Here is a 23,947-nt window from a genome sequence, read left to right on the forward strand (position 1 = left end):
TTTCGATTACCGCTATCGGTATAAAAAGCATGACAACCCCGTGTCTTTATTTGCAAGATACGGGGTTTTTATTCAAGATATCCGCAGTTTTTGAATTGAGTACAGGAGTTAAGCAATATGACCAGACATTATGACTATCTTGCGATAGGCGCCGGCAGTGGCGGCATAGCCTCAGCCAACCGCGCAGCCATTCGTGGCGCGAAAGCCGCCGTTATTGAAGCGAAACACGTTGGCGGCACCTGCGTAAACGTGGGCTGTGTTCCCAAGAAAGTCATGTGGTACGGCGCTCATATTGCTGAAGCCATAAAATACTCGCCGTCATACGGCTTTGAGCTTGAACAGAAAGGTTTTGACTGGGCGACTATGGTTAAAAACCGCGAAGCCTATATTGAACGCATTCACGGTGGTTACCATCGCGGCTTTCAAGGTAATGGCGTTGAGTTTATAGAAGGCTTTGCGAAATTCGTTGACCACAAAACAGTAGAGGTTAACGGAGAAAAGATTACCGCTGACCATATTACCATTGCCACCGGCGGGCGCCCCATGATCCCTGAAATTCCGGGCGCAGAGCATGGTATAGACTCTGACGGCTTCTTTGCCCTGACGGAACAGCCTAAAAAAGCAGCCGTTATTGGAGCCGGTTATATTGCCGTTGAAATTGCCGGTGTCTTCCATGCCTTAGGCACTGACACGCACTTAATGGTGCGACGTGATCGCCCGTTGCGTACCTTTGATAAGGATATTACCGATGGTTTGCTGGAGCGCATGAAGCAGGACGGCCCTGAACTTCATACAGAAACCACCGTTCGTGAAGTGGTTAAGCAAGACGACGGTACGTTAACGCTGCACTTTGAAGGTGGTCAGACAATGGACGGCTTCGACTGCTTAGTCTGGGCTATAGGCCGCGTGCCATCCACCGATAAAATTAACCTGGAATGCACCGGTGTAGAACTGGATAGCGAAGGCTTTATTAACGTCGATAAGTTCCAGAATACCAACGTACAAGGTATTTACGCTGTAGGCGATAATACTGGTGCCGCAGCACTTACACCGGTTGCTATAAAAGCAGGACGTTTACTGGCGGAGCGTTTGTTTAACAACATGCCAAACGCGCACATGGACTTTGAAAACATTCCGACCGTGGTATTCAGCCACCCGACCATTGGCACCGTTGGTCTGAGCGAGGAAGACGCTAAGCTCAAATTCGGTGAAGACAACATTACCGTGTATAAGTCATCGTTCGCAGCCATGTACAATGCCGTGACTCCGCACCGAGCTCTTAGTTATTTTAAGCTGGTATGCCACGGCAAAGAAGAAAAAGTGGTCGGCATTCACGGTATCGGTGAAGGTATGGATGAAATCTTACAAGGCTTTGCCGTTGCTTTGAAGATGGGGGCAACTAAAGCTGACTTAGATTCGACTGTGGCTCTGCATCCGACCAGTGCTGAAGAGTTTGTTACCCTGAAATAAGAAGGGTACAGGAAGCCCCGCAAATTCTCTCGCGGGGCTTATTGTCAACAGTATAAACATGTCAAGCTTTAGCGCCAGAGGCATATTCCCAAGGATCCCGAACGTTTTCGTCAGACTCAGCTGGCGGAATATAAGATGACACCACATTTTCCAAGTCTTCCAGGTAGCCGATTTGTTCCTTTCTATTTAGGTCGTTAAGTTGGTCACCCATTTCTACGAGCTGTTCGTCACTGAAATTATAGGTTGTCAGCAACTCCCCCATATTCTCAAGCATTTTTTTCGTTGTCTCGAATAGGTTATCGCCAAACCCTTTGCTGATACTCACCACATGTTCCGAATCACCAAAAGCGCTCATTTCAAAGAAAGGGTTTGTTTTAAGTGCTACTTTACCAATAAAAGACAATATGCTCGTTCTGGCCTCATCACTTTTATCCAGAAGACCGTCAAGCAGTTGCTCACCTTCAATCCGGCTCATTCCAAGCACATTTAACAAGCTACTTTGCTGTTCCCGGCTGTATTGATCGAGCTTGTTAACAAAATCAGCGGGCGATTTGGTATCTATTACGGTCGAAACAAAGTTCTGCAGGTCGTTCGCGCTCGATTTAACGTCGAAATATCCTCCTAGAGATTCATAGGTATCATTGTTCTCACGCTCAGCTTTGTGAATACTGATTTTTTCATCATATTCAGCCGCCTTTTCAATCAGTTGATCCCGGGCAATTCGCTGAGTGTCTGATAGCACTTCAATAAATTGTTCTACTTTTTCTTCGTATGTTCTGGAGGGATTAAATTCATTAACATGGGTAAAAAGCATGTTTGCAGAAGCCGACAACCCATAAAATGTATCGGTTAACTGCGAAAGTTGTTCTTTGTCCAGGGTTTCAACCATAGACAAGAAATCATCGTTCGATGTAATGCCTAACCTACCCAGCCGGATAAAATCTTCCTCAGACATTTTTGAGTACAAATCTTTTAGTTTTTCTATTTTCTCCGCCGAGAATTCTGATTGTATTGGCTCTTCCAACCATTTATTAAAATTAAAATAGAGTTTATCTAGCTCACTAAGGAAGACCCCCTGGGTATTTTCAGGCTGGGTATCCAGAGGCTCCGACACATGGCTCTGTAGCACCGTTATCGGCTGCTTAGCGGGTACCGGCTTGGTTAAGGATGAATAGTGATTTGTTATTGATATTTTCACCTTTAGTCTCTTATTAGTATGAGATACCTACTATAATCATCGGCAGTAACGAATAAATATTGAGCAAAATTTCGAGAGTTTCTTACTTGCGCCGCCAGCACTTTGCGGTAATCTTTAAAAAAGATAACAAACGAACTTAGATAACTTTGAAGGCAGCCAGTATTCCATGAGCAATATTCTTAACAATGCTGAACAAGGTTGTGACTCGCACGAACAACCGTCATCTGCAATAGAAGTTATTATTGAACCTCGCGACAGCGACTTAGGCGGCTTTTATGTCCGCCGCGCATTACCCACTCGCCAAAAGCGTATGGTCGGACCGTGGATTTTCTTTGATGAAATGGGCCCAGCCGACTTCCCACAGGGAGAAGGTGTCAATGTCGCACCACACCCGCATATTGGGTTATCCACTGTCACTTACTTATTCGATGGCGAAATGCTGCACCGGGACTCCATTGGCAGTTATCAGATAATTATGCCCGGCGATATCAACCTGATGGTCGCAGGCAAAGGCGTTACGCACTCAGAAAGAGAGCGCCCGGAAATTACGGCCCGCGCTCACAGGCTACATGGCTTGCAACTCTGGTTAGCTATACCCGAACAGTACGAGCAGACAGAGCCTGCCTTTTATCATATTCCGTCAACCGATATTCCGTCGGCTAATGTGAATGGGGTTTCGGTTCGCGTCATGATAGGTGAAGCTTATGGCGTAAAGTCACCTGTACCTACCTTGTCTGAAACTTTGTACCTAGAAGCCAAGTTGGACTCTGGCCAAGAACTGACGTTACCGACAACAGAAGAGTTGGCTGTTTATATCGTTTCTGGTCGCTTAAATTCAGAAGGTAAAGAACTAGCGGCAAGAACATTGGTTGTATTAAAAACTGAAGAGCAACCCGTTATTACAGCTCAGAAACCATCACATATTGTCATTATTGGCGGTAATGCATTGGGCAACCGGTTTATTAACTGGAATTTTGTGTCCTCTAATAAAGAACTAATAGAGCAGGCAAGAAAAGATTGGCAGAATCAACGCTTTGATAAAGTTGTTGGCGATGAAGATGAGTTTATTCCTTTGCCTTAGTGGTTCCAGCCAACCGCTATAATAGCCATTCCGGTTAAAGTGAAAGCAGCGCCTACGGCATCGTAAGTCGACAATGAAGCTCCTTCAACAGCCTTTAACCACAGCAGTGCAGTTACCACGTAAACGCCCCCATAAGCCGCATAGACCCTGCCACTTTCAGCCGGATGCAATGTAAGCAGCCAGGCAAATACTGCCAAACTGATAGCTGCAGGAATCAATAACCAGGCACTTCCATCTTTTTTCAACCACAGGTAAGGTAAATAGCATCCGATAATTTCGGCAATTGCAGTAATAAAGAAAAGCCCTAGCGTTTTGGCTATCAACAAAACAGACATGTTCAGCACCTTTATTTAGCAGGAGAAGACATTATGCAGTCTACACTGAATGTACTGCAGAAAAATAACCTCTGCTCGTTATCGGATCTAATAGTGAATGATCATGAACTCGCAATTTTCTGGTAATACTTTATTGTCGCTGTTCGTAACGACTATTTTGTCTGCGGTTTTCATTCCCGCATAGGTTTCTACAGACACTTTAGAAAGCCTCAGTGTTACGGGGCCTTCCAGACTCTCGAAGTTAGCATGAATAGTGTCAGGTAATATGGACTGATAGCTTCCTTTGTACGAGGTTATTTCTTCTTTTTCTACGTCAATATGTACCCGTTTATTATTCTTAAATTCAAGAATCATACGCTGGTTATTACAGGTTTGGTGGTTACCGCGAAGAACCGGTGGAAGCCTTAATTCAGGAGCATTACCTCGCACGTATAACCCAACATTACGCCCTTTATAATAATGTTTCTGCTGATAAAACTTTTGATAAGCTACAGGCTCAAGGTTTTGTTGCCTAATAACCTGTTCAAGTTTAGCGAAAAACTCAGGGTTTTCATTCGCGGGGTTTGTTGCTACAACCACATCTGGGAATTCTTCCGGAACCATCACGCCTGAAGTTGCTTTAACTTTGAACCCATTTTCAGACAATGCAGAAATTAATTCCTGACGCTCTTTCTGTGGCAGCCGTTCTGTTGTAAGAAATACCGTGGGTGAACTGCAGCTAACTAAAAAAAAAAGCACCGCTATTATAATAATTGCTTTCATTTTGACATCCCTGTACCAAAAGTATGTTTTAACTCTCACAATCTGTTACAAATTAGTCAACAAATAATTAAAAATCACCCTCAACAAGCAGGGTAGTCGTCGTTATTATATTGTGGTCATTTTTTAAGGGATATTTTTATGAAGAAGTTATTACTCGCAAGCTCTATTAGCTTCGCTCTTCTAGCTGCAGGTTGTAGCCAGCCAGCAACGGAGAGCAGCACGGTACAACCGGCAGTAGCCGGCGAAGTCATTAAAAGCCCGAACGACCAGCGCGAATATCGCGTAGTGACTTTGGATAATAATATTGAAATTATGTTGGTTTCTGATCCGAATACAGATAAGTCGGCTGCCGCTTTAAGTGTTGGCGTTGGTTTATTGCAGGATCCCGAAGCTCAGCAAGGACTGGCGCATTATCTTGAGCACATGTTGTTTCTGGGAACCGAAAAGTATCCCGATACCAACGAATACAGCGAATTTATGAGTAATAACGGTGGTAGTCAAAATGCCTCTACCTGGCTGGATGTCACCAACTACATGTTTAAAATTAATAACAACGCCTATGATGAGGCTTTAGATCGCTTCTCTGATTTTTTCAAAGCACCAAAACTGTACCCTGAGTACGCAGACAAAGAGCGCAACGCAGTGAACGCCGAATGGTCAATGCGCCGTGAAATGGACTTTTTCGGCCAGTTTAAATTAGGCCGCTTATTATTGGGGGAGCACCCTTCCAACCGTTTCCTTATTGGCAACCTCGACAGCCTGAGTAACAAAGAGAACAGCGAGCTGCATAAAGAAACCGTCGATTTCTACAACCGTTTCTATTCTGCCAACATTATGAAAGTTGCCATGATAAGCAACCGTTCGTTAGAAGAGATGGAAACCTTAGCTCGTAAACACTTTGCCAGCATTGAAGACGACGGTATTGAAGAACCCGAAGTCACGGCTCAAATTAATTTCGATGACGTTGGCAAGAAGCGCATCCACTATGTACCGAATGAAGACGTTAAGCAGCTAAAGCTGGAATTCATTATCAATGACAACCAGGAACAGTTTGCCGTTAAGCCCAACCGCTATGTCAGTTACTTGCTCGGCTCAGAAATGCCTGGAACGCCAGCACAACAACTCAAAGATGCAGGCCTTATTGCTAGCTTAAATGCATCGGCACAACCCACTTTTTACGGGAACTACGGTGTTCTGGCCATTGATGTTGAGCTCACTAATGCCGGCATGCAACAGCGTGAAGAGATTGTCGCGCTTATTATGCAGTACATCGATAAAGTACGCACTGAGGGCGTTGATGAAAGTTACTTTAAAGAAATAAAAACTAGCCTGAGCAATCGTTTTCGCTTCTTAGAAAAAAGTGATGAGTTCAGCTACGTTTCTTCTCTGGCTGAAACAATGCAGAACTTCCCTGCCGAGTATGCTATCAGCGCCCCCTATGAATACCGTGAATTTGATCCTGAAGCCATCCGCTCGGTACTGTCACAACTAACACCCGAAAGACTGCGCGTTTGGTATATTAGTCAGGACGAACCGCACGACAGCGAGCTCGATTTCTATGAAGGCAAATACAAGGTTGTTGACATACCGCAAGAAGAAATCGCGAGCTGGGATAACGAACCTAAAATGGCAATTAATTTGCCTAAAGTGAATACCCTGTTGCCAGAGAGTTTTGCCATTAAGCAGAACGACGCATTCGATAAACCCAAAGTGATTATCGAAGAAGAAGGCATTCAGGTCTGGCAGTATCCAAGCCAATTATACAGCGACCAGCCGCGCGGCGTTTTTTATATTCAAATAAACAACGACGCACCTATTAAAAGTATAAAAGCCGACGTTTTAACCGCTTTATGGCGCGATTTATACAATATGAATGTTAGCGCACTGGATACCGAAGCAAATATTGCGGGTATGAACCTGAACCTTAACGATGGCACCGGCCTGTCACTAACGGTGTCCGGCTTTACCGATAAGCAGCCTCAGTTGCTTGAACGAGCTATCGATAATTTGAGCTTCAACGTAGAAGAGCAGGCCTTTAAACAGGCCGTTGATCGCTATATCAGAGAACTGCAGAACAAAGGTCAGCAATTTCCTATTTATCAAAGTTTTGACGCCTACGGACAGTTGATTCGTGAAGGTGGTTTTAATCAAACGGACTTAATTGAAACAGCAAAAGGATTAACTTCGGCAGATTTGTCTGACTTTATGAATACCTTACTGGGCAATAATGCGATACGCGTATTTGCCTTTGGTAATTATGACCGAGGTGACCTGGAGGAGTCTGTTAAAAACATTCAGGCCAGCTTACCCGAAGACCGTAAGGTTACTGACTTTAAAATGGCTCAATTCTGGAAGCCTGAAACAGGAAAATCCATTGTATTACGTCGTGACCTGGACGTTGCTGACGTAGCGGTGGTCGATGCGCACATTCACCCTCAACCGGGTTTTGCCGCGTTAGCGGCAGGAACGGTTCTGCAAAGTCACTTCCGTACCGTAGCCTTTGATACCCTGCGTACAGAAGAGCAACTGGCCTATGCTGTGGGCTCTTTCGCACCGAGCCTGGATAATTACGCAGGTTTTGGGCTGTATATTCAGACGCCGGTTAAAAGCGTTGCCGATATGCAGGAACGCTTTGATAGCTTCAAGGAAGAATACTGGGAAGACTTACAGGAAATGACGCCAGAAGAGTTCAATCAAATCAAACAGAGTACCTTGATTACATTGAACGAAAAGCCTAAAAACTTAATGGAAGAAGTGTCTCCATTTCTGGCTGATTTGAGCTTGCAGCGCTTCGAATTCGACAGCAAAGAGCAATTAATTGATGCCGTTGAAAACGTAAACCTTGAGGACGCCAAAACGTTTTACCAGCAAACCATGTTAAACCCCGATGCGGCGCGTATTTCGGTGCAACTGCGTGGTACCAAGTTTGCTGAACAACCCTACGCGGAATTGCCAAACCAGAAAGTTATTTCCGATTTGGCAGAGTTTCACCAGGAGATGGAAAAGCAGCAGTAACACCTAGTATTGAGCAACCTCATTATTGAGGTTGCTCTTTCGCGTAAGTATCTAAATAATCTTCCTGCTTCAGAATCTTATGCAACGGATCTAGTACATAATGTGCATTGTCTGTCGGTAACTCAACTTGAACAGGCTCCTTCCCAACAACAACTGTCGATATGGTGTCACCAACTTTCACTTCTACTGGTAATTCAAAGGGTGCTTCGCTGAAGGTCTTCCAATGCAGGCTTAACTTACTCCCTTCTTGCTCACCAACCAGCTCTGGTAACTTCGCTGTATAAAGGTAGTGTTCAAAAAACCATGTAAAATCTTCGCCTGTTTGCTCATTAACAGCATCAATGAAGTCTTGTGAGTCCGCAAAATGCGGTTCAAAGTTTCCAGGTTTCGGGTCAGTAGTTTGGTAAACCAGTTTTCTCGTTGCTGCAAAGAAATCATCGTCGCCAATCAAGTTTCTCAAAGTATGCAGTATCCATGCGCCTTTTTGATAGATATCGCTACCCGGCCCTCTGTCAGCTTTATAAACGTCATCTTCTGACATTGGTTTATTCGATACAACCGGATGCTCGTTTCGTATACCTATACGTGAGTCATACATCATGCTGTGATAGGCAAAGTCTCCATGCAAATATTGCCCATATAATGGCTGCATATAAGCGCCAAAACCTTCATGTAGCCACATGTGGTCCCAGTCAGTATTAGTGACTTGATTCCCAAACCACTCATGAGCCAGCTCATGATGAAGTAACCAGTCGAAATTGTATTTTCCAGCTTTGTATTCTTGCCCATACGCATTAATGGTTTGATGCTCCATCCCCAAATGCGGCGTTTCCACAACGCCCATTTTTTCAGCGTAGAATGGGTAGGGGCCAATGACATCTTCGTAAAAGTCTAACTGCTCAGAGAACTCATTGAATAACTTTTCCGCTTCAGCTTTTTTACCTTCTAAATAGTAAAAAACCAACGGGTACTCATGTCCATAACGGCTTTGGTATGTATCCTTAAGAACCTCATAAGGACCCACATTTAATGCAATACCATAGTTATTCTGTGGCTGCTCACTACGCCAGTGGTACTGCGACCAGTCCTCGCCCTCACTGCTTTCAATTAACTTTCCGTTACTGGCTGCAACCAGACCTTTCGGCACCCGGATAACAATATCGGTTTGTTTAGCTTCAAACGTCGGGTGGTCAATACAGGGCCAGATCAAATCACAACCCTCTCCCTGTACGGCTGTGGCTATCCAGGGCTTACCATTTTCAGTCTCATCCCACACGTAGCCGCCATCCCAGGGAGGGTTTATTGCGACATGAGGTTGTCCTTTATATTCAATCGTGACTGTTAACTTATCTCCAGCAGCTATTGGTTGTTCAAGGCTAAAACGAATTTCACCGAGTTCGTGAGTGTAGTCATTTGTTTTAAGACTATTAATAGAGAGTGCTGAGATTTGGTAGTTATTGTCAAAATCGATAAGGAAGTCTGACTGTTTCTCAGTAACAGAGAGCACCAGTTCAGTTTTGCCTTTAACTTCACGTTTTTCCGGGTTTATATCGAAAAATAAATGCGCTTTTTCAAGATTAATGTGCTGATGCTCTGGTTTTAGTGCGCCACCAGTTTCCAAGGTTTCAGTCAGAGTTTCCTTTGGCTGAATGCCGGCACACCCGCCGATAATTAATGGGACAAAGGCCGTCGCCAAAAGTGCTTTTTTCATATTTTTATCTCCCCAGTTGTTTATTAACTGAGCATGCCTTTATTATTAAAAACACTAAAGCACTTTTGCGACCAATGGTTTGTTTCAAACGTTTGTCTGAATTTAAAGGAAAAAACGAGCTTAATTAAATCAAACCACACCTTGTTCCAGCATGGCATCGGCAACCTTACGGAACCCGGCAATATTTGCGCCAAGAACTAAGTTTGACGGGTGTCCGAAATCTTCGGCAGTGCGTTTTGCATCCTGGTATATATTACTCATAATGTCTTTGAGTTTTTCGTCCACTTCTTCAAAGTCCCAGCGCAACATACTGGCATTCTGAGCCATCTCTAACTGGCTAGTGGCGACACCGCCAGCGTTTGATGCTTTGCCCGGACCGTAGCCAACACCACTTTCAATGAACAGATCGACTGCAGCCTGGGTGGTAGGCATATTGGCTCCTTCCACTATGTACTTGCACCCATTTTCCAGAAGTGCCTGGGCATCTTTTTCGGTCAATTCATTTTGAGTCGCACAGGGGAAAGCTATATCGGCTTCGTAGCGCCAAACGCAGTGACCTTCTTCGGGGTAATCGTCCTTAGACGTGTATTCCGCATCCTCATGAGTTTCAAGGTACTCTTTAAGTCGTCCTCCCTGCTCTTCTTTTATGCGCTTAACCAAGTCCAGATCAATACCACTGTCATGGTAAATGGTTCCGCTGGAGTCACTGCAACTTATCGGTTTAGCTCCCAATTCATACAGCTTCTCCATAGCATGAATAGCGACATTACCAGAACCTGAAACCAAACAACGTTTCCCGTCCAGAGAGTCATCCTGGTCATCCATCATGCATTGCGCGAAATAGACAACCCCATATCCTGTCGCTTCTTTTCTAACTTGCGAGCCGCCCCATAATTCGCTTTTTCCGGTTAAAACACCGTCAAAACGGTTGGCCAGACGCTTATATTGACCAAACAGGTAGCCAATTTCCCTTGATCCCACACCGATGTCTCCCGCCGGAACATCCGTATGGGGCCCTATATGACGATAAAGTTCACTCATAAACGACTGGCAAAAACGCATAATTTCCGCGTCCGACTTGCCTTTAGGATCGAAGTTGGCGCCACCTTTGCCGCCGCCAATGGGTAAACCGGTCAGCGCATTCTTAAATATTTGCTCAAAGCCAAGAAACTTAACAATACCGGCATTAACACTTGGGTGAAAACGCAACCCGCCTTTATAAGGCCCCAGCGCCGAGTTAAACTCTATTCTGTAGCCTTTATTCACCTGAATTTTACCATCATCGTCCATCCAGGGGACACGAAACATAATTTGCCGCTCAGGCTCAACCAGACGCTCAATAATAGAGTGTTCCCGATACTTAGGACGTTCTTCCAGCAAGGGTTCTATCGACTCAAGTACATCCTCTACCGCTTGATAGAACTCAACTTGAGCCGGACTGGTTTGCTTTAACTTTTCGATGGTTTCTTTTATGTAGCTCATTGACATGTCCGCGATTTAAAACAATATAACTATTAACGTATATCGTTGGTTTTAGATCGCTTCTATTTCAGCACCACTTTATTACGCCCAGCTTTTTTCGCAGAATAAAGGTTTTCATCAGCACGTTTCAAAATACTGTCCGCGGTATCATCAGGTTCCTTTAACGTCGCACCTAAACTGATAGTAACTTTTACCGTTTTACTCTGCTCCTTTTTACCTCGCGCTTCTTTGCCTTTTATCTTACTCTCCGGCCGCGAGGGCTCTCGCAATTTAAGCGGGTAATTAGCTACCTGGCTACGAACGCTTTCCAGCGTACTTTTTAACTTTTCTTCATCGTTGTGGAAAAATACTAAGGTAAATTCCTCTCCGCCATAGCGGTATGCCTTAAACCCGCCGTGTTCTTTTAAGATACTGCCTAACAGCCGCAACACCTGATCACCAACCTCGTGTCCATAGCGGTCATTAAACTTTTTAAAATGATCAACGTCGAGCATGCAAACGGCACTGCGTTTGCGTAAGTGTTGCAACTGACTCATCAACGCACGCCGTTGCGGCAGCCCGGTTAGTTCATCAATGTAAGCCAGCTTCAACATTTGGTCGGCCAGCGCCAGCAATAAGCAAGCACTGGCTGCCAAAGCGGCCCAGGTGGAGGCTTGTTGATACTGCACGGCCAACAAAAAGACCATAAGCGAAAACCAGGCCGCCCAATTACTCCAGGCAAAAGCGGAAGCGCTTTTATAAAGCAAATAAGTTGCCCAGACGCCGCCCATGGCAACCGTCCAAATTAGCAGCCCAATAGCAAACGAACTTTGTTGCCAGTCAGGTAAAGTCAGAACCTCTGCGGGACTCAATAACGCAAGGGTTTGTGCAACTGGAGTCAGCAATAACGATAAAGGCAGTATTGCCAAAGCAACAAATATCAGTATGCCTTTTCCGGTTAGTAGCACTGGCTTTTTCAGGAAGGTCAGAAGCAAGGCACTAACCGATAACCACACAGGAAGTGCCTCGTACAGTTGGGAAACCTCTTTCTGCGCCAGCGGTTGCTGCAAACCGAGCTGAATCGTAGCGTAGATACCACCAACCCAGGCGCACCAATAAAACCATTGCCATTGCCGAAAGAAAGCGGCAACCAAGAACACCAGCCCTAATGCTGCTGAGATAGTTCCGGGAACTGAAAACGAGACAGACGTCAGCCACTCAGGAAAAAAACAAACCATAAGAGCCCAGATAATTGCCGGTAACGCCGCAAAAAAGGTCAAGTTCAACTCCCTGCTAATAAACGGTCTAAATGATCCGCAAAGTTTTTTCGATCCACATTCGACAACGGCGGCGGACCACCAGACTGAATACCGCTACTACGCATGGTGTCCATAAAATCTCTTATGTTCAGCCGCTGTCGAATATTATCGGGAGTGAAGAGCTGCCCCCGGGGGCTTAATGCTTTAGCGCCTTTGTCTATCACTTCTGACGCCAGCGGAATGTCACTGGTTATGATTAAGTCGCCCGCTTCACAGCGCCGGACTATTTCATGGTCTGCCACATCGAAACCACTACCTACCTGCACCATATGAATAAATTTAGATTTAGGTGTTTGAATGCGTTGATTAGCCACTAAGTAGAGGTGCAGTTGTTTTCGTTGTGCCGCGCGAAAGAGAATTTCCCGTATTGCCACAGGGCAGGCATCGGCATCAATAAATAAAGTCATTGCTAATAGTCCACGCATCTATATTAGAGTAAAAGGTTATAAGCCCAATGCCTTGTAATGTGTTCAGTACGCTATCATTTAATGGTTACCAGCAAAGCTTATCAATAATTGCTTCAGGAGGCACTCTATGACATTACGTATTGGCGATACTGCACCGAATTTTACCATTGATACCACACAGGGTTCGATAGAATTCCACGACTGGGCGAAAGGCTCGTGGGTATTTTTCTTCAGCCACCCGGCAGACTATACACCGGTTTGCACAACGGAAATGGGTCGCACAGCCCAACTGGCACCAGAGTTTGAAAAGCGCAACGTGAAACCTCTGGGGCTGTCTACCGATACCGTGGAAGCTCACAAAGGCTGGATCAATGATGTTAACGACACTCAAAATACCGTACTTGAGTTTCCTATCGTTGCCGACAAAGACTTAGAAGTCGCGCAGCTTTACGACATGATCCATCCAAACGAGAGCGCCACAGCAACAGTGCGTTCGGTTTTCATTATCGATCCGAACCAAAAAGTTCGTTTGATCATGACGTACCCAATGACTGTCGGCCGCAACTTCAACGAGATTTTACGGGTTATTGATGCTCTGCAAACGACTGACCGTGACGAAGTGGCATGCCCGGCAGATTGGATGCCCGGAGATTCTGTCATTATTCGTCCAACGGTCAGCGACGAAGACGCAAAAGAGAAATTTCCGCAGGGCTGGAAAACCTTACGTCCGTATTTGCGACTGACTGATATTAAATAGTTAAAAATCAATTATGCTGGGTGTTATATGACACTCAGCATTTTTTCATCCCCCCCTAAAGTAACCCTCTTTAGCTTCCGATAATAAGTCACACGACATCGGTCGCGAGCTACTTTAGAGGTTAAATTATGAGCTGGTTTAACAACCTTACATTTCGGTACAAGTTAATACTTCCTATTGCACTGTTGGCTTTAGTGCTTATTGGTATTGCTACCGTCAGTACCGTGAATTTTAAATCCGTTGCTAACAGCGTTGATGAAATAGCCAGTGAACACTTACCCGGCCTTAATTACTTATTGCAAGCGGATCGCGACCTACATCAGGCTCTGGTAGCAGAAAGAACCTTACTTTCAGTTCCACCAGGTTCGTCAAAAAAACAAGCACTTGTCGACACAGTCAATGAGAACCTACAGCAAGCTTCTCAACGGGTGGACCGATTTTTAGCTATCACTTCAAGTGCCGAAGAACGTCAAATGGTTGCTGATTACAAGCGAAAAAATGAGACCTGGGTCGCAACCACTAAGCGAGTAATAGAGCTTCATGGTCAAAACAGGGTTGAAGAAGCCATTAGTTTAAGTGAGCAGCAAAGCGGCCCTCAGTTCGAGACCATGCGGGACGTTCTTGACCAGCTAGAGCAACGCAAAGAAGAAGCAGCACTCAGTCAGTCTGACATTATTGACGAAGTCATCAGTCAAAGTAACTGGACAGAGATGGTTGTCCTGACCATAGGTTTAGCTATCTGCGTATTGCTGGCATTATTCTTTCCACCATTAATTACCAGGCCATTGAACTTAATGCTTGAGCGTTTTGAAGATATGGCCAAAGGCGAAGGAGATTTAACCGCACGCGTTAATCTGGACAGAACAGATGAACTGGGTCGAGTAGCCGATGCATTTAATGCTTTTGTCGAAAAGCTTCAGCGCATTATTACCAAAATTAATGAAATGACCGAACAACTGGCAACATCGTCAGAAGAGCTTTCCAGCATTTCAGAAGAGTCTAACGAAAGCATCAGGAAGCAACACGAAGCGGTTGAGCAGGTGGCAACGGCTATCCATGAAATGTCGACCACAGTGGACGAAATAGCCAAAAGTGCTAATGACGCAGCGACTTCTGCGAAAACAGCTGACGATCATACCAAGCAAGGTCGCGATGTCGTTAAGTCGACAGTTGATGCGATTCAGAGTTTAGCTAACCACGTGAATCAAACATCTCAAACTATTTCTAAGGTAGCGGAAGATAGCGACAACATAGGTAAGGTACTGGACGTTATTGGTAGCATAGCTGAACAAACAAACTTGCTTGCGTTAAACGCGGCTATTGAATCTGCGCGTGCAGGGGAACATGGAAGGGGCTTCTCTGTTGTTGCTGACGAGGTCAGAACCTTAGCCAGCCGCACACAAAAATCAACCCAGGAGATTCAGGAAATGATTGAGCGTTTACAAACAGCAACTCATGAAGCTGTCCGCTCAATGAACACCGGTAAGGAAGAGGCGGATCACACAGTGGAAAGAGCAAGAAATGCTGATGAGTCACTCCAGGCAATAACCTCGGCGGTAGCAGAAATTAATGATATGAACAGTCATATTGCCAGCGCGGCTGATGAGCAAAGCTCAGTTACAGAGGAAATTAATCAGAACATTAATACTATTAGTAGTATTTCAGATCAGTCCGCGCAAAGTTCGGCGCAGGTAAAAGAGTCCAGTGAAAATTTGGCGGAGCTATCTGCCAACCTGCAACAGGAGCTCCGTCAGTTCCGAATCCGCTAACGTTCGTTTTCGAAAGATTGCTGGCGTTCTGCCCATTTGAGCAGTTCTCCCAGCGGCTTCGGCTTACTGAATAAGAACCCTTGCATAAAGTGGCAACCATGCTCCACTAAATAAGCACATTCTTCTTCTTTTTCTACACCTTCAGCAACGGTTTCGATACCTATGCCTGCAACCATGCTCAGAATACCGCAGGTAATAGCAGCGTTATGCGAGTTCTCATGAATATTTTCGATAAAGCTGCGATCAATTTTGAGCTTATTTACCGGCAACATATTTAAATAACGTAAGCTGGCAAAGCCACTACCAAAATCGTCAATGGCCACATCCAAACCCAGATCTCGCAATTGCTGCAATAACTCAGCAATACGCTGAGTATCATTAACTAATACATTCTCTGTAATTTCGACGGTGATCTCGCCGGGTTTAATATCAAACTGTTCGAGTATCGCTTTCGTTTTACTGACAAAATCTTCACGATAAAACTGGATAGGCGAAAAGTTCACCGAAACAGATTTTATACCATATCGCTTAAGCTGCTGCAGATCGCGACAAGCCTGCTTTAGCACCCATTCACTAATTGGAATGATTTGCCCTGTGCGCTCAGCAACAGGAATAAAGTCTGCGGGAGAAACATAACCTTTGGTTGGATGTTGCCAGCGAATGAGCGCTTCGGCTCCGGCAACTTTACCTTTGTCGGTCATAATGGGTTGATAAAATAGCTCAAACTGTTCTTGCGCAAGCGCTTCCTGAATTTTAGTCCGCAATGCCACTTTGTAACCTAAGCCTTCATCAAGGTTTGCGGAATACCAGTAAACAGAGTTACCACCGCGTTTTTTCGCTTCATACATAGCAACATCGGCACGTTGAGTAAGCTCCATCGGGTGTTTAAATTCAATATCATTTGCTGAAACACCAATTGCTGCCGACAAAGAAACCTCGACTTCGCCAATCCGAAAAGGCTGTTCGAATACCGCTAAAACTTCCGCGCATAACGCATTAACTTGCTCAACAGCACTCATATCCTGAATAACGGCGACAAACTCATCGCCACCAAAACGGCAAAGTAAGTTAGGTTCCGAAACAACCTGCTGCAAGCGTTGCGCCGTTTCAATTAAGACCTCGTCTCCAAGGTAGTGTCCCAAGCTGTCATTTATAGGTTTAAAGCCATCTAAATCGATAAAGAGGACGAATATTGCCGCGTCACTCTTGTTTTCCTGCAGCTGTTGTAGTCGCTGCTCCATTGCACTGCGGTTTACCAGGTGCGTTAAGCTGTCGTGAGAAGTGAAAAATTCTAACGCTTCTTCTCGCTGAATTCGTTCGGTAATATCTTTAGCTATGCCGTGAACACCGGTAATTTCGCCATCGATAATAATAGGAATATTGGTTATCGCTAAGTCATGAAGCTGACCGGTCTGGTCTTTTACCTTTATCTCGTAGGACTGTGGAATACCGGCTTTAGCCGCTTCAAAATGCTCTGAGGTTCGTTTCTGGTCACTTTCAGGCACTGCCAGCTCATAGTGTTTACCCAGTAAATCCTCTTCTTTAAGCAATAAAAGCTCACAAACTGAACGATTAACACTCGTAAAGTTGCCTTCTAAGTCGAGCATAAACACGGCATCGGGGTTGTGAGTAAAGAGTGAACTTTGACTTTGCTCAAGACGAGCTTGTTTCCTTCTTTGCTCCTCCTGTTCAATGATGAGAGCCACCAGATCACGATTACGGACAATAATTTCAAGTTCAGGTCCTAAAGGCACTCTCGGCTCTGAAAAGTAAATTGCGAAAGTTCCAATAACGTCACTGTCAGAGGTTGCAAAAATAGGGTGGGACCAGCACGCCACTAAACCTTGCTGCTCGAGGAGGGACCGGAACTCATTGAAGCGCTGGTCCTTTCTCATATCAGCAACCAGCACGGGCTCACCGAGTGCTGCCGCTGTACCACAAGCGCCAACACCGTCTGCTACGGCTAAGCCATCCAAGGCGCGGTTATAGGACTTAGGCAGGGAAACAGAAGCGACAGTTGATAAGGTTTGTGTTTTTTTATCAACCGCCATAATGGAGCACATGGCACCATCAATTTGAGACTCAATAAGCCGACAGATGCCCAACAGGCGGCTTTCAATATCCCGGTGCCGGGCTAACGAGTTAAACGCTTCATAATGTGACTGAATTAAGTAATTTGTGCCTTGGTATTTCTTTTCCGCTCTTTTGCGGATCACTACGACAAAAATTGTCGTAGCAATCAGAACAATAGCTATGCCTGTCGCCAACAGGCTGTATTCGGGGAGGCTATCCTGCATTGGCTCGCTGCATATTTACCGCCTATTTTATTTAACCCGCTGCACTCGCATACGGCGATTCGAACCTTCACGGCCAAAGAAAAATGAATTTAATGCGCCGCGTTCAATATAATAGGTATCGTCTTCGTCCCAGGGAAAATAACCACCGCTGTCGGTCTGTTTCCAAATTTGGCCATTACTCAGTTCGATACGCCACTTGTCATAAGGTCCCTGCTCTTTCGCTGCGACTTCAACCTCAATTCGGTCGAGCTGGCCTTCCTCTTTGTCTTTATGCTCCATACCAAAGGTTCGCTCGAAAGAAGAGTTACCACGGCGCTCAGCCTTTGATTTTTGTTTTTCTGCCTGCACTTTTCCTCTGGCTTTTCCTTCTGCTTGCTTCACCTGTCCCTGAGACTGCTTAGCAATATTGTCATAACATACCAGTCGCTCCAGCGAGTCTTCAATCCCTGCACATTGCTGCAATGCCTCTTGTTGTGCATTAACACTGCCCGCCACCAACAATAAGCTTGCCCCTAGTAATGTTTTGTACATACATCATTCCTGTTTTGTTTTATTTAATAACGTAACGTAAGAGTATCGCCTTTTTGCGTTAACTCAAATTCCTTCAAAGCACTCATGCCCAAAAGTATGACATCCCCATCCATTCCGGGAGTGATAGACGCCGCGACATTCGTTAGCTGAATTTCACCCAGTTCTAATCTGTCAATTTCTGTTCTATAAGTTATAACACGTCCGTTCGCGGTTTGAGACATACCTTGCCGGCCTTTTCGTAAACCCAGTTCTGCGGCCAGGTTTTCAGGAACAGCAACCAATGTTGCCCCAGTATCGAGTAAGAATGTCACAGATTGACCATTCACTTTACCCTGAGCCACATAGTGACCCATCCGGTTTTGCTCCAGCAAAACGGTGACTTGTCCGTTATCAACATGGCTTTGCACCTGAGAGTTCGGGTTAAACTGTTGCTGCAACTGGTCTTCAAAAAACCAGACCAACATGACAAGGGCTAGCCCCCAGGCAATAAACATAAAAGGTTTGCCGAAAGAAGTCGTACGCGCCAAGTTAATCTCCTTTAATCATCATAGGGCAAACTTTGCTTTTTTACCTGGTCAGCTCTTTGCTGTCGCTGTTCGGTTACGTCTTCAACTGACCAGCCTTGCAAATTATTTTCAATAAGCTGACTTAACGCATCAATATGCCCGCTTTCGGCATTCAGAGCTGAAATGTACTCGTACCGCTCACCGCCACTTTCCATAAAGTATTCACGGTTTTCTTCCCCAATTTCTTCTACGGTTTCCAAACAGTCAGAAGAAAATCCCGGACAAAAGACCTGAACCGACTTTACTCCTTTACCGGGAAGCGCTTTCATCGTCATATCGGTGTAGGGCTGCAACCATTCTTCGCGGCCAAAACGTGACTGAAAAGTCGTCAGATACTCGTCTTTTCCAAGCCCTAATCGTTCTGCCAGTAAGCGCGATGTTTTGTAGCATTCGCAATGGTAAGGGTCACCATTTTTCAGGTAGCGCAGTGGAATCCCATGGTAGGAAAACAGCAACTTATCAGCCCGTCCATGAGCGTCCCAGTGTTTTTCAATGCGCTGAGCAGCGGCCTCGATAAAAGGTGAAAAATCGTGATAGTGAGTAATAAAACGAAGTTCAGGTAACCAGCGGCGTTTGGTAAAGTCTTTGGCCAGCGCATCAAAGGTTGAGGCCGTGGTCGATGCCGAGTACTGCGGATACAAAGGCAACACCAGCAGTTTGCGAACGCCTTTTTGCATCATCTTCTCAACCACCTCGCTAAGAGCCGGGTTCCCGTAACGCATGGCAAAATCCACAACAATGTTGTCACCCCAGGTTTGCTTCAGTTTTGCCTCAATGGCCGAAGCCTGGTCTTGCGTGTGAAATAACAAGGGAGAGCCACGATCAGTCCAGACAGTTTTATAAGCTTCAGCTGAACGTTTAGGCCGAAAACGCAAAATAACGCCGTTTAAAATCAAAAACCAAAGTAAGCGCGGAACTTCCACCACTCTAGGGTCGGATAAAAACTCTTTTAGATAGGGCTTGAGCGCTTTTTTTGTTGGAGCCTCTGGAGTTCCCAGATTAGTAACCAAGACACCAATTTTGTCCGCCTGCCCATGAGAAAAGCCCGGGCTTCCTTGATATTTCATTTTGAGTTACCTTTTAACAACACGATGTAAGTGCAAATTTTACGTAAGTTTTAACGGCTTCGATCCCTATTTGCAAAAAAATCACGCTACACTGGGCCGATGAATGCTATCGAAAATAATATGTTGACGCGCCAATGACAGAAAACTCGAAGACGCAACAATGGTATCAGAAACTGGCCAGTTCCCCCCATGCGTTGATACTTCTATTTTTTCTGTCTGCCCTGGAGGCAACGATACTTCCCATAGCCTTAGAGTTGGTCCTAGTACCTTACATGGTACTAGAACGCAAACGCATATGGCTGGTTTCGACTGTCGCTTTAGCGGGTTTTTTGGCCGGGGCTATTGTCGGTTACTACATTGGCTTTGCCTTATTTGATACCGCTGGAGAATGGTTCATCAACTACCTGTCCATTCAGGACTACTATAAAGAATTCCAGGACACTCTGAGTGAAGACGGTTTTATTGCTATTTTTCTGGTGGGCGTTACTCCCGTTCCTTTCCAGGTAGCCATGCTGGCCGCAGGTGCTGGTGATTATCCGCTTTGGCTATTTATGCTAGCGGCTGGTGCCGCAAGAGCTTTACGTTATTATGTATTAGCACTTATCGTTTTATGGTTAGGGCCTTATACTGAACGCTTATGGGGTAAATACGCAGGTCTCGTCGGTTGGTCCATTCTCATCGTCGCGGGAACTATGTTATTACTAATGCAGTTTTTGTAAGTATTTAAGGTACCAATGTTCCTACTCATTGTTTTTGCTTTTATCGCCATTGGCGTTTCATTTATTTGTTCAGTTTTAGAAGCCGCTATTTTGTCGGTTACGCCAAGCTATATAGCACAGCTAAAAGAGTCCCGGCCTAAAACCCATCAACAGTTGCGCAAGCTAAAAGATTCTATTGATAAACCGCTGGCAGCTATTCTGACGCTTAATACCATAGCTCATACAGCAGGTGCCGCAGGGGTTGGAGCACAAGTTGGGGTCGTCTTTGGTGACGGTTATCTGGGAGTAGCTTCAGCAATTATGACGCTGCTTATTCTGGTACTATCGGAAATAATTCCGAAAACCATAGGCGCTAAATTCTGGCGTGGGATAGCTCCAATTCTCCCTCCAGTACTGAATTTTTTAATTTTATCACTTAAGCCGTTTATCTGGCTTTCAGATCAAATCACAAAACGCATTGGCAGCGGAGAAGCGGACATTGACGTTCGCTCCGAAATTAAGGCCATGGCGACTATTGGACACGAAGAAAAAGCGTTAGATGACGACGAACGTCGGGTCATTCTGAACATTCTCGACTTACATGAAATTCGGGTACGTCAGGTCATGACTCCAAGAACAGTATGTGAATCCATTCGACCAGATTTAAGCATGCCGGAAGTCGGCGAAAGAATTAGAAAGCTGCCTTTTTCCCGATACCCGGTCATTGATACCGACGAGGAGCCACAAGGTATTGTTTTTCGTAGTGATATCCTTGATGCTGACGAATCAGACTCGCTGAAAGACATTGTAAGACCGGTTGAGATAGTCACAGAAACCGTCAGTGTCGAAGCTCTGATGAGCCATCTGATTAAAGAACGTCAGCATATGGCTTTAGTGTATGACGAACACGGCAGCTGGCTGGGACTCATTACGCTGGAAGATATTATCGAAACCATACTGGGTACCCCCATCATGGATGAAACCGATAACATTGCCAGTTTACGCCGTTATGCCCGTCAACGCTGGGACAAACGGCTCAAGCGCGACCCAAAGCAGACGCAAAGCCAGCAAGGTAATGATTAAGCGAAATAGTTGGTCAAAGCGCTGGTCAGTAATTTTTTTCAGCCAGTGCAGACCAATCCAGGTACCGGCAAAACCGGCCGCTATCATTGCTAATACCAGCGGTAGCCAGTCCTGAAATACAAACCCGGCCATGCCAAACACCAGCGCTTTAGGCGCGTGTTGCATGGTCATTACTGCGGAGAACGTCGCGACGGTTTGCATTCGCTGACTAAACCGGGCTTTTACAAAAGCGGCAACCAGTGGCCCTGACGCACCAACAAAAAGAGAAATAAAGCCGGTAACCAAGCCACCACCGACTAGACCAGCACGCCCACGGAAACTCTGTGGCAACTTAGGTCCCCAGGTTAGCCAGATTAAAAATAGTGCGATGGTAATTTGCAGAAAATGTGTCGGAAGCTGAACCAATAATAAACTGCCGATAAAAGTGCCTAACAAACCAAAGGGCACAAACCAGGCAACGGTAGGCCAATGAATGTATTTCCAGGACAACCCGGTTCGTCCAATATTAGACCCCATTTGCACTAGTCCATGTACCGGAATAACCGCGCTACCGGGTAATACCAGAGCCATTACACCAATCAATACCGCGCCTCCGCCAGCACCGGCCACGGCTGTTAATAACGAGGTTGCGGCTGATAAGAGTACCAGGCCATAAAACAAGGCTTCGTTAATCATGCTTTCTTACTGCTCCCTGAGTCCCTGATTTGCGCTGATCGGGATCAAAACGGTATAATCCGCGCGATTTACTGATCCGCAATTTAATTAATGGCTCCGGATTTACGTTCCGGACCGCTGAAGAAGGTAACATGATATGTATATTTGTGCGGCATTGTATAAATTTGTTGAGCTAAATGACTATAAAGAGCTCCGCGAACCTCTGTATCAAACGCTTATCGCAAACGATGTAAAAGGCACTCTGCTGTTAGCCCGTGAAGGCATTAATGGCACCATTTGCGGTACCCGCGAAGCCATTGACAACGTTTTGAATTACTTACGTTCCGATGAGCGTTTTGCTGACATTGAACACAAAGAATCCCCCAGTGACGAGCAAGCTTTTTACCGCACCAAGGTAAAACTGAAAAAAGAAATTGTCACCCTGGGCGTTGACTGGGTTGACCCTAAAAGCTCGGCCGGTACTTATGTCGATCCGGAAAAATGGAACGACCTGATTGCCGACCCGGAAGTGCTGGTTATTGATACCCGCAACGAATATGAATACGCCGTAGGAACCTTTGAAGGCGCCATTAACCCTAAGACCGATACTTTCCGCGAGTTTCCGGAGTACGTGAAGCAGCATCTGGATCCGGAAAAACATAAGAAAGTTGCTATGTTCTGCACCGGTGGTATCCGCTGCGAAAAGTCGACCGCTTATTTAAAAGAGCAGGGCTTTGATGAGGTTTACCATCTAAAAGGCGGAATTCTTAAATATCTGGAAATGATGCCGGAAGACAACAGTCGCTGGAATGGTGAGTGCTTCGTTTTTGACCAACGCGTTACCGTTAAGCACGGTCTGGAGCAGGGTGAATACGACCAGTGTTATGCCTGCCGCATGCCCATTACTGCTGAAGAAATGCAGTCAGAACATTACCAGAAAGGTGTCAGCTGCCCGCATTGCTATGACAAGACCTCAACCGAGCAAAAAGAGCGATTTGCCGAACGTGAGCGTCAAATTCAATTAGCTAAAGCCCGCGGTGAAAAACATATCCGCGACGGTAAACTTGAAAGCCTGAGTTGATTTAACTCACAGCGCCCCCATACTCCCTATGTAAGCATAAGCTGACAGTTATCGAGTTTAACTGTCAGCGTTATCGATTTTCATCGCTTTCTTTAACCCTATGATTCAACTATGGTTAAGGCATAACGATGATAAAGGAGGGTTTATGAAACAGTTAAGCGTTATTGGTTTAGACCAGAAAAAAGCAGAACAACTTGGTGACAAGCTCAATGAGCTACTTTCAAATTACCAAGTTTTTTATATGAATGTTCGCGGTTTTCACTGGAACATTAAGGGCGAGCGTTTTTTTGAACTGCACGCTAAATTCGAAGAGACCTACGACGATTTACTGCTTAAAATTGATGAAATTGCTGAGCGTATTTTAACTTTGGGTCAGCGCCCTCAGCATGCTTACTCAACTTACATCAAGAACAGCGAAATTGAAGAAGTTAAAGATGTACACGACGGTCGTGCCTGTGTAGCCAATATTCTGGATAGCTATCAGACCACCATTCGTTTGCAGCGTGAAATTCTTGAAATTTCTGATGAAGCAGGCGATGAAGGAACCAACGCGTTGATGAGTGACTACATCAAAGAGCAGGAAAAAACAGCCTGGATGCTGACGTCTTACATGGGCAATTAATCGCTCCGAGAAGTAACAATAAAAACGCCCCGGTATTCGGGTAATGCCGATCAGTTAAGAAAA

The 23,947-nt window shown here is 45.3% G+C and carries 21 protein-coding genes; 9 read left to right on the forward strand and 12 right to left on the reverse strand.

Features of this window, described 5'->3' with window-relative positions:
* The first annotated feature begins 117 nt into the window (after positions 1-117).
* Positions 118-1,470, forward strand: a complete 1,353-nt coding sequence (gene gorA / locus B2U97_RS12965; RefSeq protein ID WP_286823611.1) for a glutathione-disulfide reductase — start codon at positions 118-120, stop codon at positions 1,468-1,470.
* A gap of 61 nt (positions 1,471-1,531) precedes the next feature.
* Here gorA and B2U97_RS12970 read toward each other — a convergent pair whose 3' ends face one another.
* On the reverse strand, positions 1,532-2,668 hold the full coding sequence (locus B2U97_RS12970; RefSeq protein WP_286823610.1) for a hypothetical protein: 1,137 nt from the start codon (positions 2,666-2,668) through the stop codon (positions 1,532-1,534).
* 166 nt (positions 2,669-2,834) lie between these two features.
* Between B2U97_RS12970 and B2U97_RS12975 the strand changes: the two genes are divergently transcribed.
* Positions 2,835-3,749 carry a pirin family protein gene (locus tag B2U97_RS12975; protein WP_034822642.1) on the forward strand — a complete coding sequence of 305 codons (915 nt, stop codon included), beginning with the start codon at positions 2,835-2,837 and terminating at the stop codon, positions 3,747-3,749.
* On the opposite strand, the gene B2U97_RS12980 is transcribed toward B2U97_RS12975, so the two are convergent.
* Positions 3,746-4,084, reverse strand: a complete 339-nt coding sequence (locus B2U97_RS12980) for a YnfA family protein (RefSeq protein ID WP_011235558.1) — start codon at positions 4,082-4,084, stop codon at positions 3,746-3,748. The two genes, B2U97_RS12975 and B2U97_RS12980, sit on opposite strands and share 4 nt — an antisense overlap.
* Positions 4,085-4,171: 87 nt before the next feature.
* On the reverse strand, positions 4,172-4,846 hold the full coding sequence (locus B2U97_RS12985) for a hypothetical protein (RefSeq protein WP_272990909.1): 675 nt from the start codon (positions 4,844-4,846) through the stop codon (positions 4,172-4,174).
* A gap of 138 nt (positions 4,847-4,984) precedes the next feature.
* Between B2U97_RS12985 and B2U97_RS12990 the strand changes: the two genes are divergently transcribed.
* Entirely contained in the window at positions 4,985-7,861 is a 2,877-nt protein-coding gene (locus tag B2U97_RS12990) for an insulinase family protein (RefSeq protein ID WP_286823608.1), read from the forward strand.
* 22 nt (positions 7,862-7,883) lie between these two features.
* Here the strand turns inward: B2U97_RS12990 and B2U97_RS12995 are convergent, their stop codons facing one another.
* From B2U97_RS12995 to B2U97_RS13010, 4 genes are all read right to left on the reverse strand, one after another.
* Positions 7,884-9,572 (reverse strand): M1 family metallopeptidase, encoded by a 1,689-nt coding sequence (locus B2U97_RS12995; RefSeq protein ID WP_286830563.1) that lies wholly within the window; start codon positions 9,570-9,572, stop codon positions 7,884-7,886.
* 129 nt (positions 9,573-9,701) lie between these two features.
* Positions 9,702-11,054, reverse strand: coding sequence for an NADP-specific glutamate dehydrogenase (gene gdhA / locus B2U97_RS13000; protein ID WP_272990902.1), 1,353 nt, complete (start codon positions 11,052-11,054; stop codon positions 9,702-9,704).
* A 62-nt stretch (positions 11,055-11,116) separates the two neighbouring features.
* Positions 11,117-12,313, reverse strand: coding sequence for a GGDEF domain-containing protein (locus B2U97_RS13005; protein WP_272990900.1), 1,197 nt, complete (start codon positions 12,311-12,313; stop codon positions 11,117-11,119).
* A gap of 2 nt (positions 12,314-12,315) precedes the next feature.
* Positions 12,316-12,759, reverse strand: coding sequence for a YaiI/YqxD family protein (locus tag B2U97_RS13010; protein WP_286830566.1), 444 nt, complete (start codon positions 12,757-12,759; stop codon positions 12,316-12,318).
* A gap of 127 nt (positions 12,760-12,886) precedes the next feature.
* Here B2U97_RS13010 and B2U97_RS13015 point away from each other — a divergent pair, with 127 nt between their 5' ends.
* Together B2U97_RS13015 and B2U97_RS13020 are read left to right on the forward strand one after the other, a co-directional pair.
* Entirely contained in the window at positions 12,887-13,516 is a 630-nt protein-coding gene (locus B2U97_RS13015; RefSeq protein WP_110013418.1) for a peroxiredoxin, read from the forward strand.
* Positions 13,517-13,644: 128 nt separating this feature from the next.
* Entirely contained in the window at positions 13,645-15,285 is a 1,641-nt protein-coding gene (locus B2U97_RS13020) for a methyl-accepting chemotaxis protein (protein WP_034822656.1), read from the forward strand.
* Here the strand turns inward: B2U97_RS13020 and B2U97_RS13025 are convergent.
* The 4 genes from B2U97_RS13025 to hemH are packed head-to-tail and all read right to left on the reverse strand — an operon-like array spanning position 15,282 to position 19,746.
* Positions 15,282-17,582: a putative bifunctional diguanylate cyclase/phosphodiesterase gene (locus B2U97_RS13025; protein WP_034822658.1), complete on the reverse strand. Its 2,301-nt coding sequence runs from the start codon at positions 17,580-17,582 to the stop codon at positions 15,282-15,284. The two genes, B2U97_RS13020 and B2U97_RS13025, sit on opposite strands and share 4 nt — an antisense overlap.
* Before the next feature lie 27 nt (positions 17,583-17,609).
* The gene (locus B2U97_RS13030; RefSeq protein ID WP_034822659.1) at positions 17,610-18,113 is read right to left on the reverse strand and encodes a hypothetical protein; all 504 of its coding nucleotides are present in this window, start codon (positions 18,111-18,113) and stop codon (positions 17,610-17,612) included.
* A 23-nt stretch (positions 18,114-18,136) separates the two neighbouring features.
* Positions 18,137-18,640 (reverse strand): retropepsin-like aspartic protease family protein, encoded by a 504-nt coding sequence (locus B2U97_RS13035; protein WP_011235572.1) that lies wholly within the window; start codon positions 18,638-18,640, stop codon positions 18,137-18,139.
* Positions 18,641-18,651: 11 nt separating this feature from the next.
* A complete protein-coding gene (gene hemH / locus B2U97_RS13040) occupies positions 18,652-19,746 on the reverse strand; it encodes a ferrochelatase (RefSeq protein ID WP_011235573.1) in 1,095 nt (364 codons plus the stop codon).
* Between the two features lie 272 nt (positions 19,747-20,018).
* Here hemH and B2U97_RS13045 point away from each other — a divergent pair, with 272 nt between their 5' ends.
* Together B2U97_RS13045 and B2U97_RS13050 are read left to right on the forward strand one after the other, a co-directional pair.
* Positions 20,019-20,465, forward strand: coding sequence for a YqaA family protein (locus tag B2U97_RS13045; RefSeq protein ID WP_227016394.1), 447 nt, complete (start codon positions 20,019-20,021; stop codon positions 20,463-20,465).
* 15 nt (positions 20,466-20,480) lie between these two features.
* Positions 20,481-21,527, forward strand: a complete 1,047-nt coding sequence (locus tag B2U97_RS13050) for a CNNM domain-containing protein (RefSeq protein ID WP_272990888.1) — start codon at positions 20,481-20,483, stop codon at positions 21,525-21,527.
* Here B2U97_RS13050 and B2U97_RS13055 read toward each other — a convergent pair.
* Positions 21,444-22,202, reverse strand: a complete 759-nt coding sequence (locus B2U97_RS13055) for a sulfite exporter TauE/SafE family protein (protein WP_034822662.1) — start codon at positions 22,200-22,202, stop codon at positions 21,444-21,446. The two genes, B2U97_RS13050 and B2U97_RS13055, sit on opposite strands and share 84 nt — an antisense overlap.
* 136 nt (positions 22,203-22,338) lie before the next feature.
* Here B2U97_RS13055 and B2U97_RS13060 point away from each other — a divergent pair, with 136 nt between their 5' ends.
* Positions 22,339-23,262, forward strand: a complete 924-nt coding sequence (locus B2U97_RS13060) for a rhodanese-related sulfurtransferase (RefSeq protein WP_034822663.1) — start codon at positions 22,339-22,341, stop codon at positions 23,260-23,262.
* 145 nt (positions 23,263-23,407) lie between these two features.
* Complete coding sequence (locus B2U97_RS13065) at positions 23,408-23,884, forward strand: Dps family protein (RefSeq protein WP_011235578.1); 477 nt, start codon at positions 23,408-23,410, stop codon at positions 23,882-23,884.
* Positions 23,885-23,947: the final 63 nt, after the last annotated feature.

The sequence above is a fragment of the Idiomarina sp. UBA3176 genome (assembly GCF_002364295.1).
Classification (GTDB): domain Bacteria; phylum Pseudomonadota; class Gammaproteobacteria; order Enterobacterales; family Alteromonadaceae; genus Idiomarina; species Idiomarina loihiensis.

What these genes read in the sequence shown, in the direction of transcription:
- gorA (WP_286823611.1), top strand. Translation starts at nt 118, where the DNA reads ATGACCAGACATTATGACTATCTTGCGATAGGCGCCGGCAGTGGCGGC.
- B2U97_RS12975 (WP_034822642.1), top strand. Translation starts at nt 2,835, where the DNA reads ATGAGCAATATTCTTAACAATGCTGAACAAGGTTGTGACTCGCACGAA.
- B2U97_RS12980 (WP_011235558.1), bottom strand. Translation starts at nt 4,084, where the DNA reads ATGTCTGTTTTGTTGATAGCCAAAACGCTAGGGCTTTTCTTTATTACT.
- B2U97_RS12985 (WP_272990909.1), bottom strand. Translation starts at nt 4,846, where the DNA reads ATGAAAGCAATTATTATAATAGCGGTGCTTTTTTTTTTAGTTAGCTGC.
- B2U97_RS12990 (WP_286823608.1), top strand. Translation starts at nt 4,985, where the DNA reads ATGAAGAAGTTATTACTCGCAAGCTCTATTAGCTTCGCTCTTCTAGCT.
- B2U97_RS12995 (WP_286830563.1), bottom strand. Translation starts at nt 9,572, where the DNA reads ATGAAAAAAGCACTTTTGGCGACGGCCTTTGTCCCATTAATTATCGGC.
- gdhA (WP_272990902.1), bottom strand. Translation starts at nt 11,054, where the DNA reads ATGAGCTACATAAAAGAAACCATCGAAAAGTTAAAGCAAACCAGTCCG.
- B2U97_RS13010 (WP_286830566.1), bottom strand. Translation starts at nt 12,759, where the DNA reads ATGACTTTATTTATTGATGCCGATGCCTGCCCTGTGGCAATACGGGAA.
- B2U97_RS13015 (WP_110013418.1), top strand. Translation starts at nt 12,887, where the DNA reads ATGACATTACGTATTGGCGATACTGCACCGAATTTTACCATTGATACC.
- B2U97_RS13020 (WP_034822656.1), top strand. Translation starts at nt 13,645, where the DNA reads ATGAGCTGGTTTAACAACCTTACATTTCGGTACAAGTTAATACTTCCT.
- B2U97_RS13025 (WP_034822658.1), bottom strand. Translation starts at nt 17,582, where the DNA reads ATGCAGGATAGCCTCCCCGAATACAGCCTGTTGGCGACAGGCATAGCT.
- B2U97_RS13030 (WP_034822659.1), bottom strand. Translation starts at nt 18,113, where the DNA reads ATGTACAAAACATTACTAGGGGCAAGCTTATTGTTGGTGGCGGGCAGT.
- hemH (WP_011235573.1), bottom strand. Translation starts at nt 19,746, where the DNA reads ATGAAATATCAAGGAAGCCCGGGCTTTTCTCATGGGCAGGCGGACAAA.
- B2U97_RS13045 (WP_227016394.1), top strand. Translation starts at nt 20,019, where the DNA reads ATGGTACTAGAACGCAAACGCATATGGCTGGTTTCGACTGTCGCTTTA.
- B2U97_RS13050 (WP_272990888.1), top strand. Translation starts at nt 20,481, where the DNA reads ATGTTCCTACTCATTGTTTTTGCTTTTATCGCCATTGGCGTTTCATTT.
- B2U97_RS13055 (WP_034822662.1), bottom strand. Translation starts at nt 22,202, where the DNA reads ATGATTAACGAAGCCTTGTTTTATGGCCTGGTACTCTTATCAGCCGCA.
- B2U97_RS13060 (WP_034822663.1), top strand. Translation starts at nt 22,339, where the DNA reads ATGTATATTTGTGCGGCATTGTATAAATTTGTTGAGCTAAATGACTAT.
- B2U97_RS13065 (WP_011235578.1), top strand. Translation starts at nt 23,408, where the DNA reads ATGAAACAGTTAAGCGTTATTGGTTTAGACCAGAAAAAAGCAGAACAA.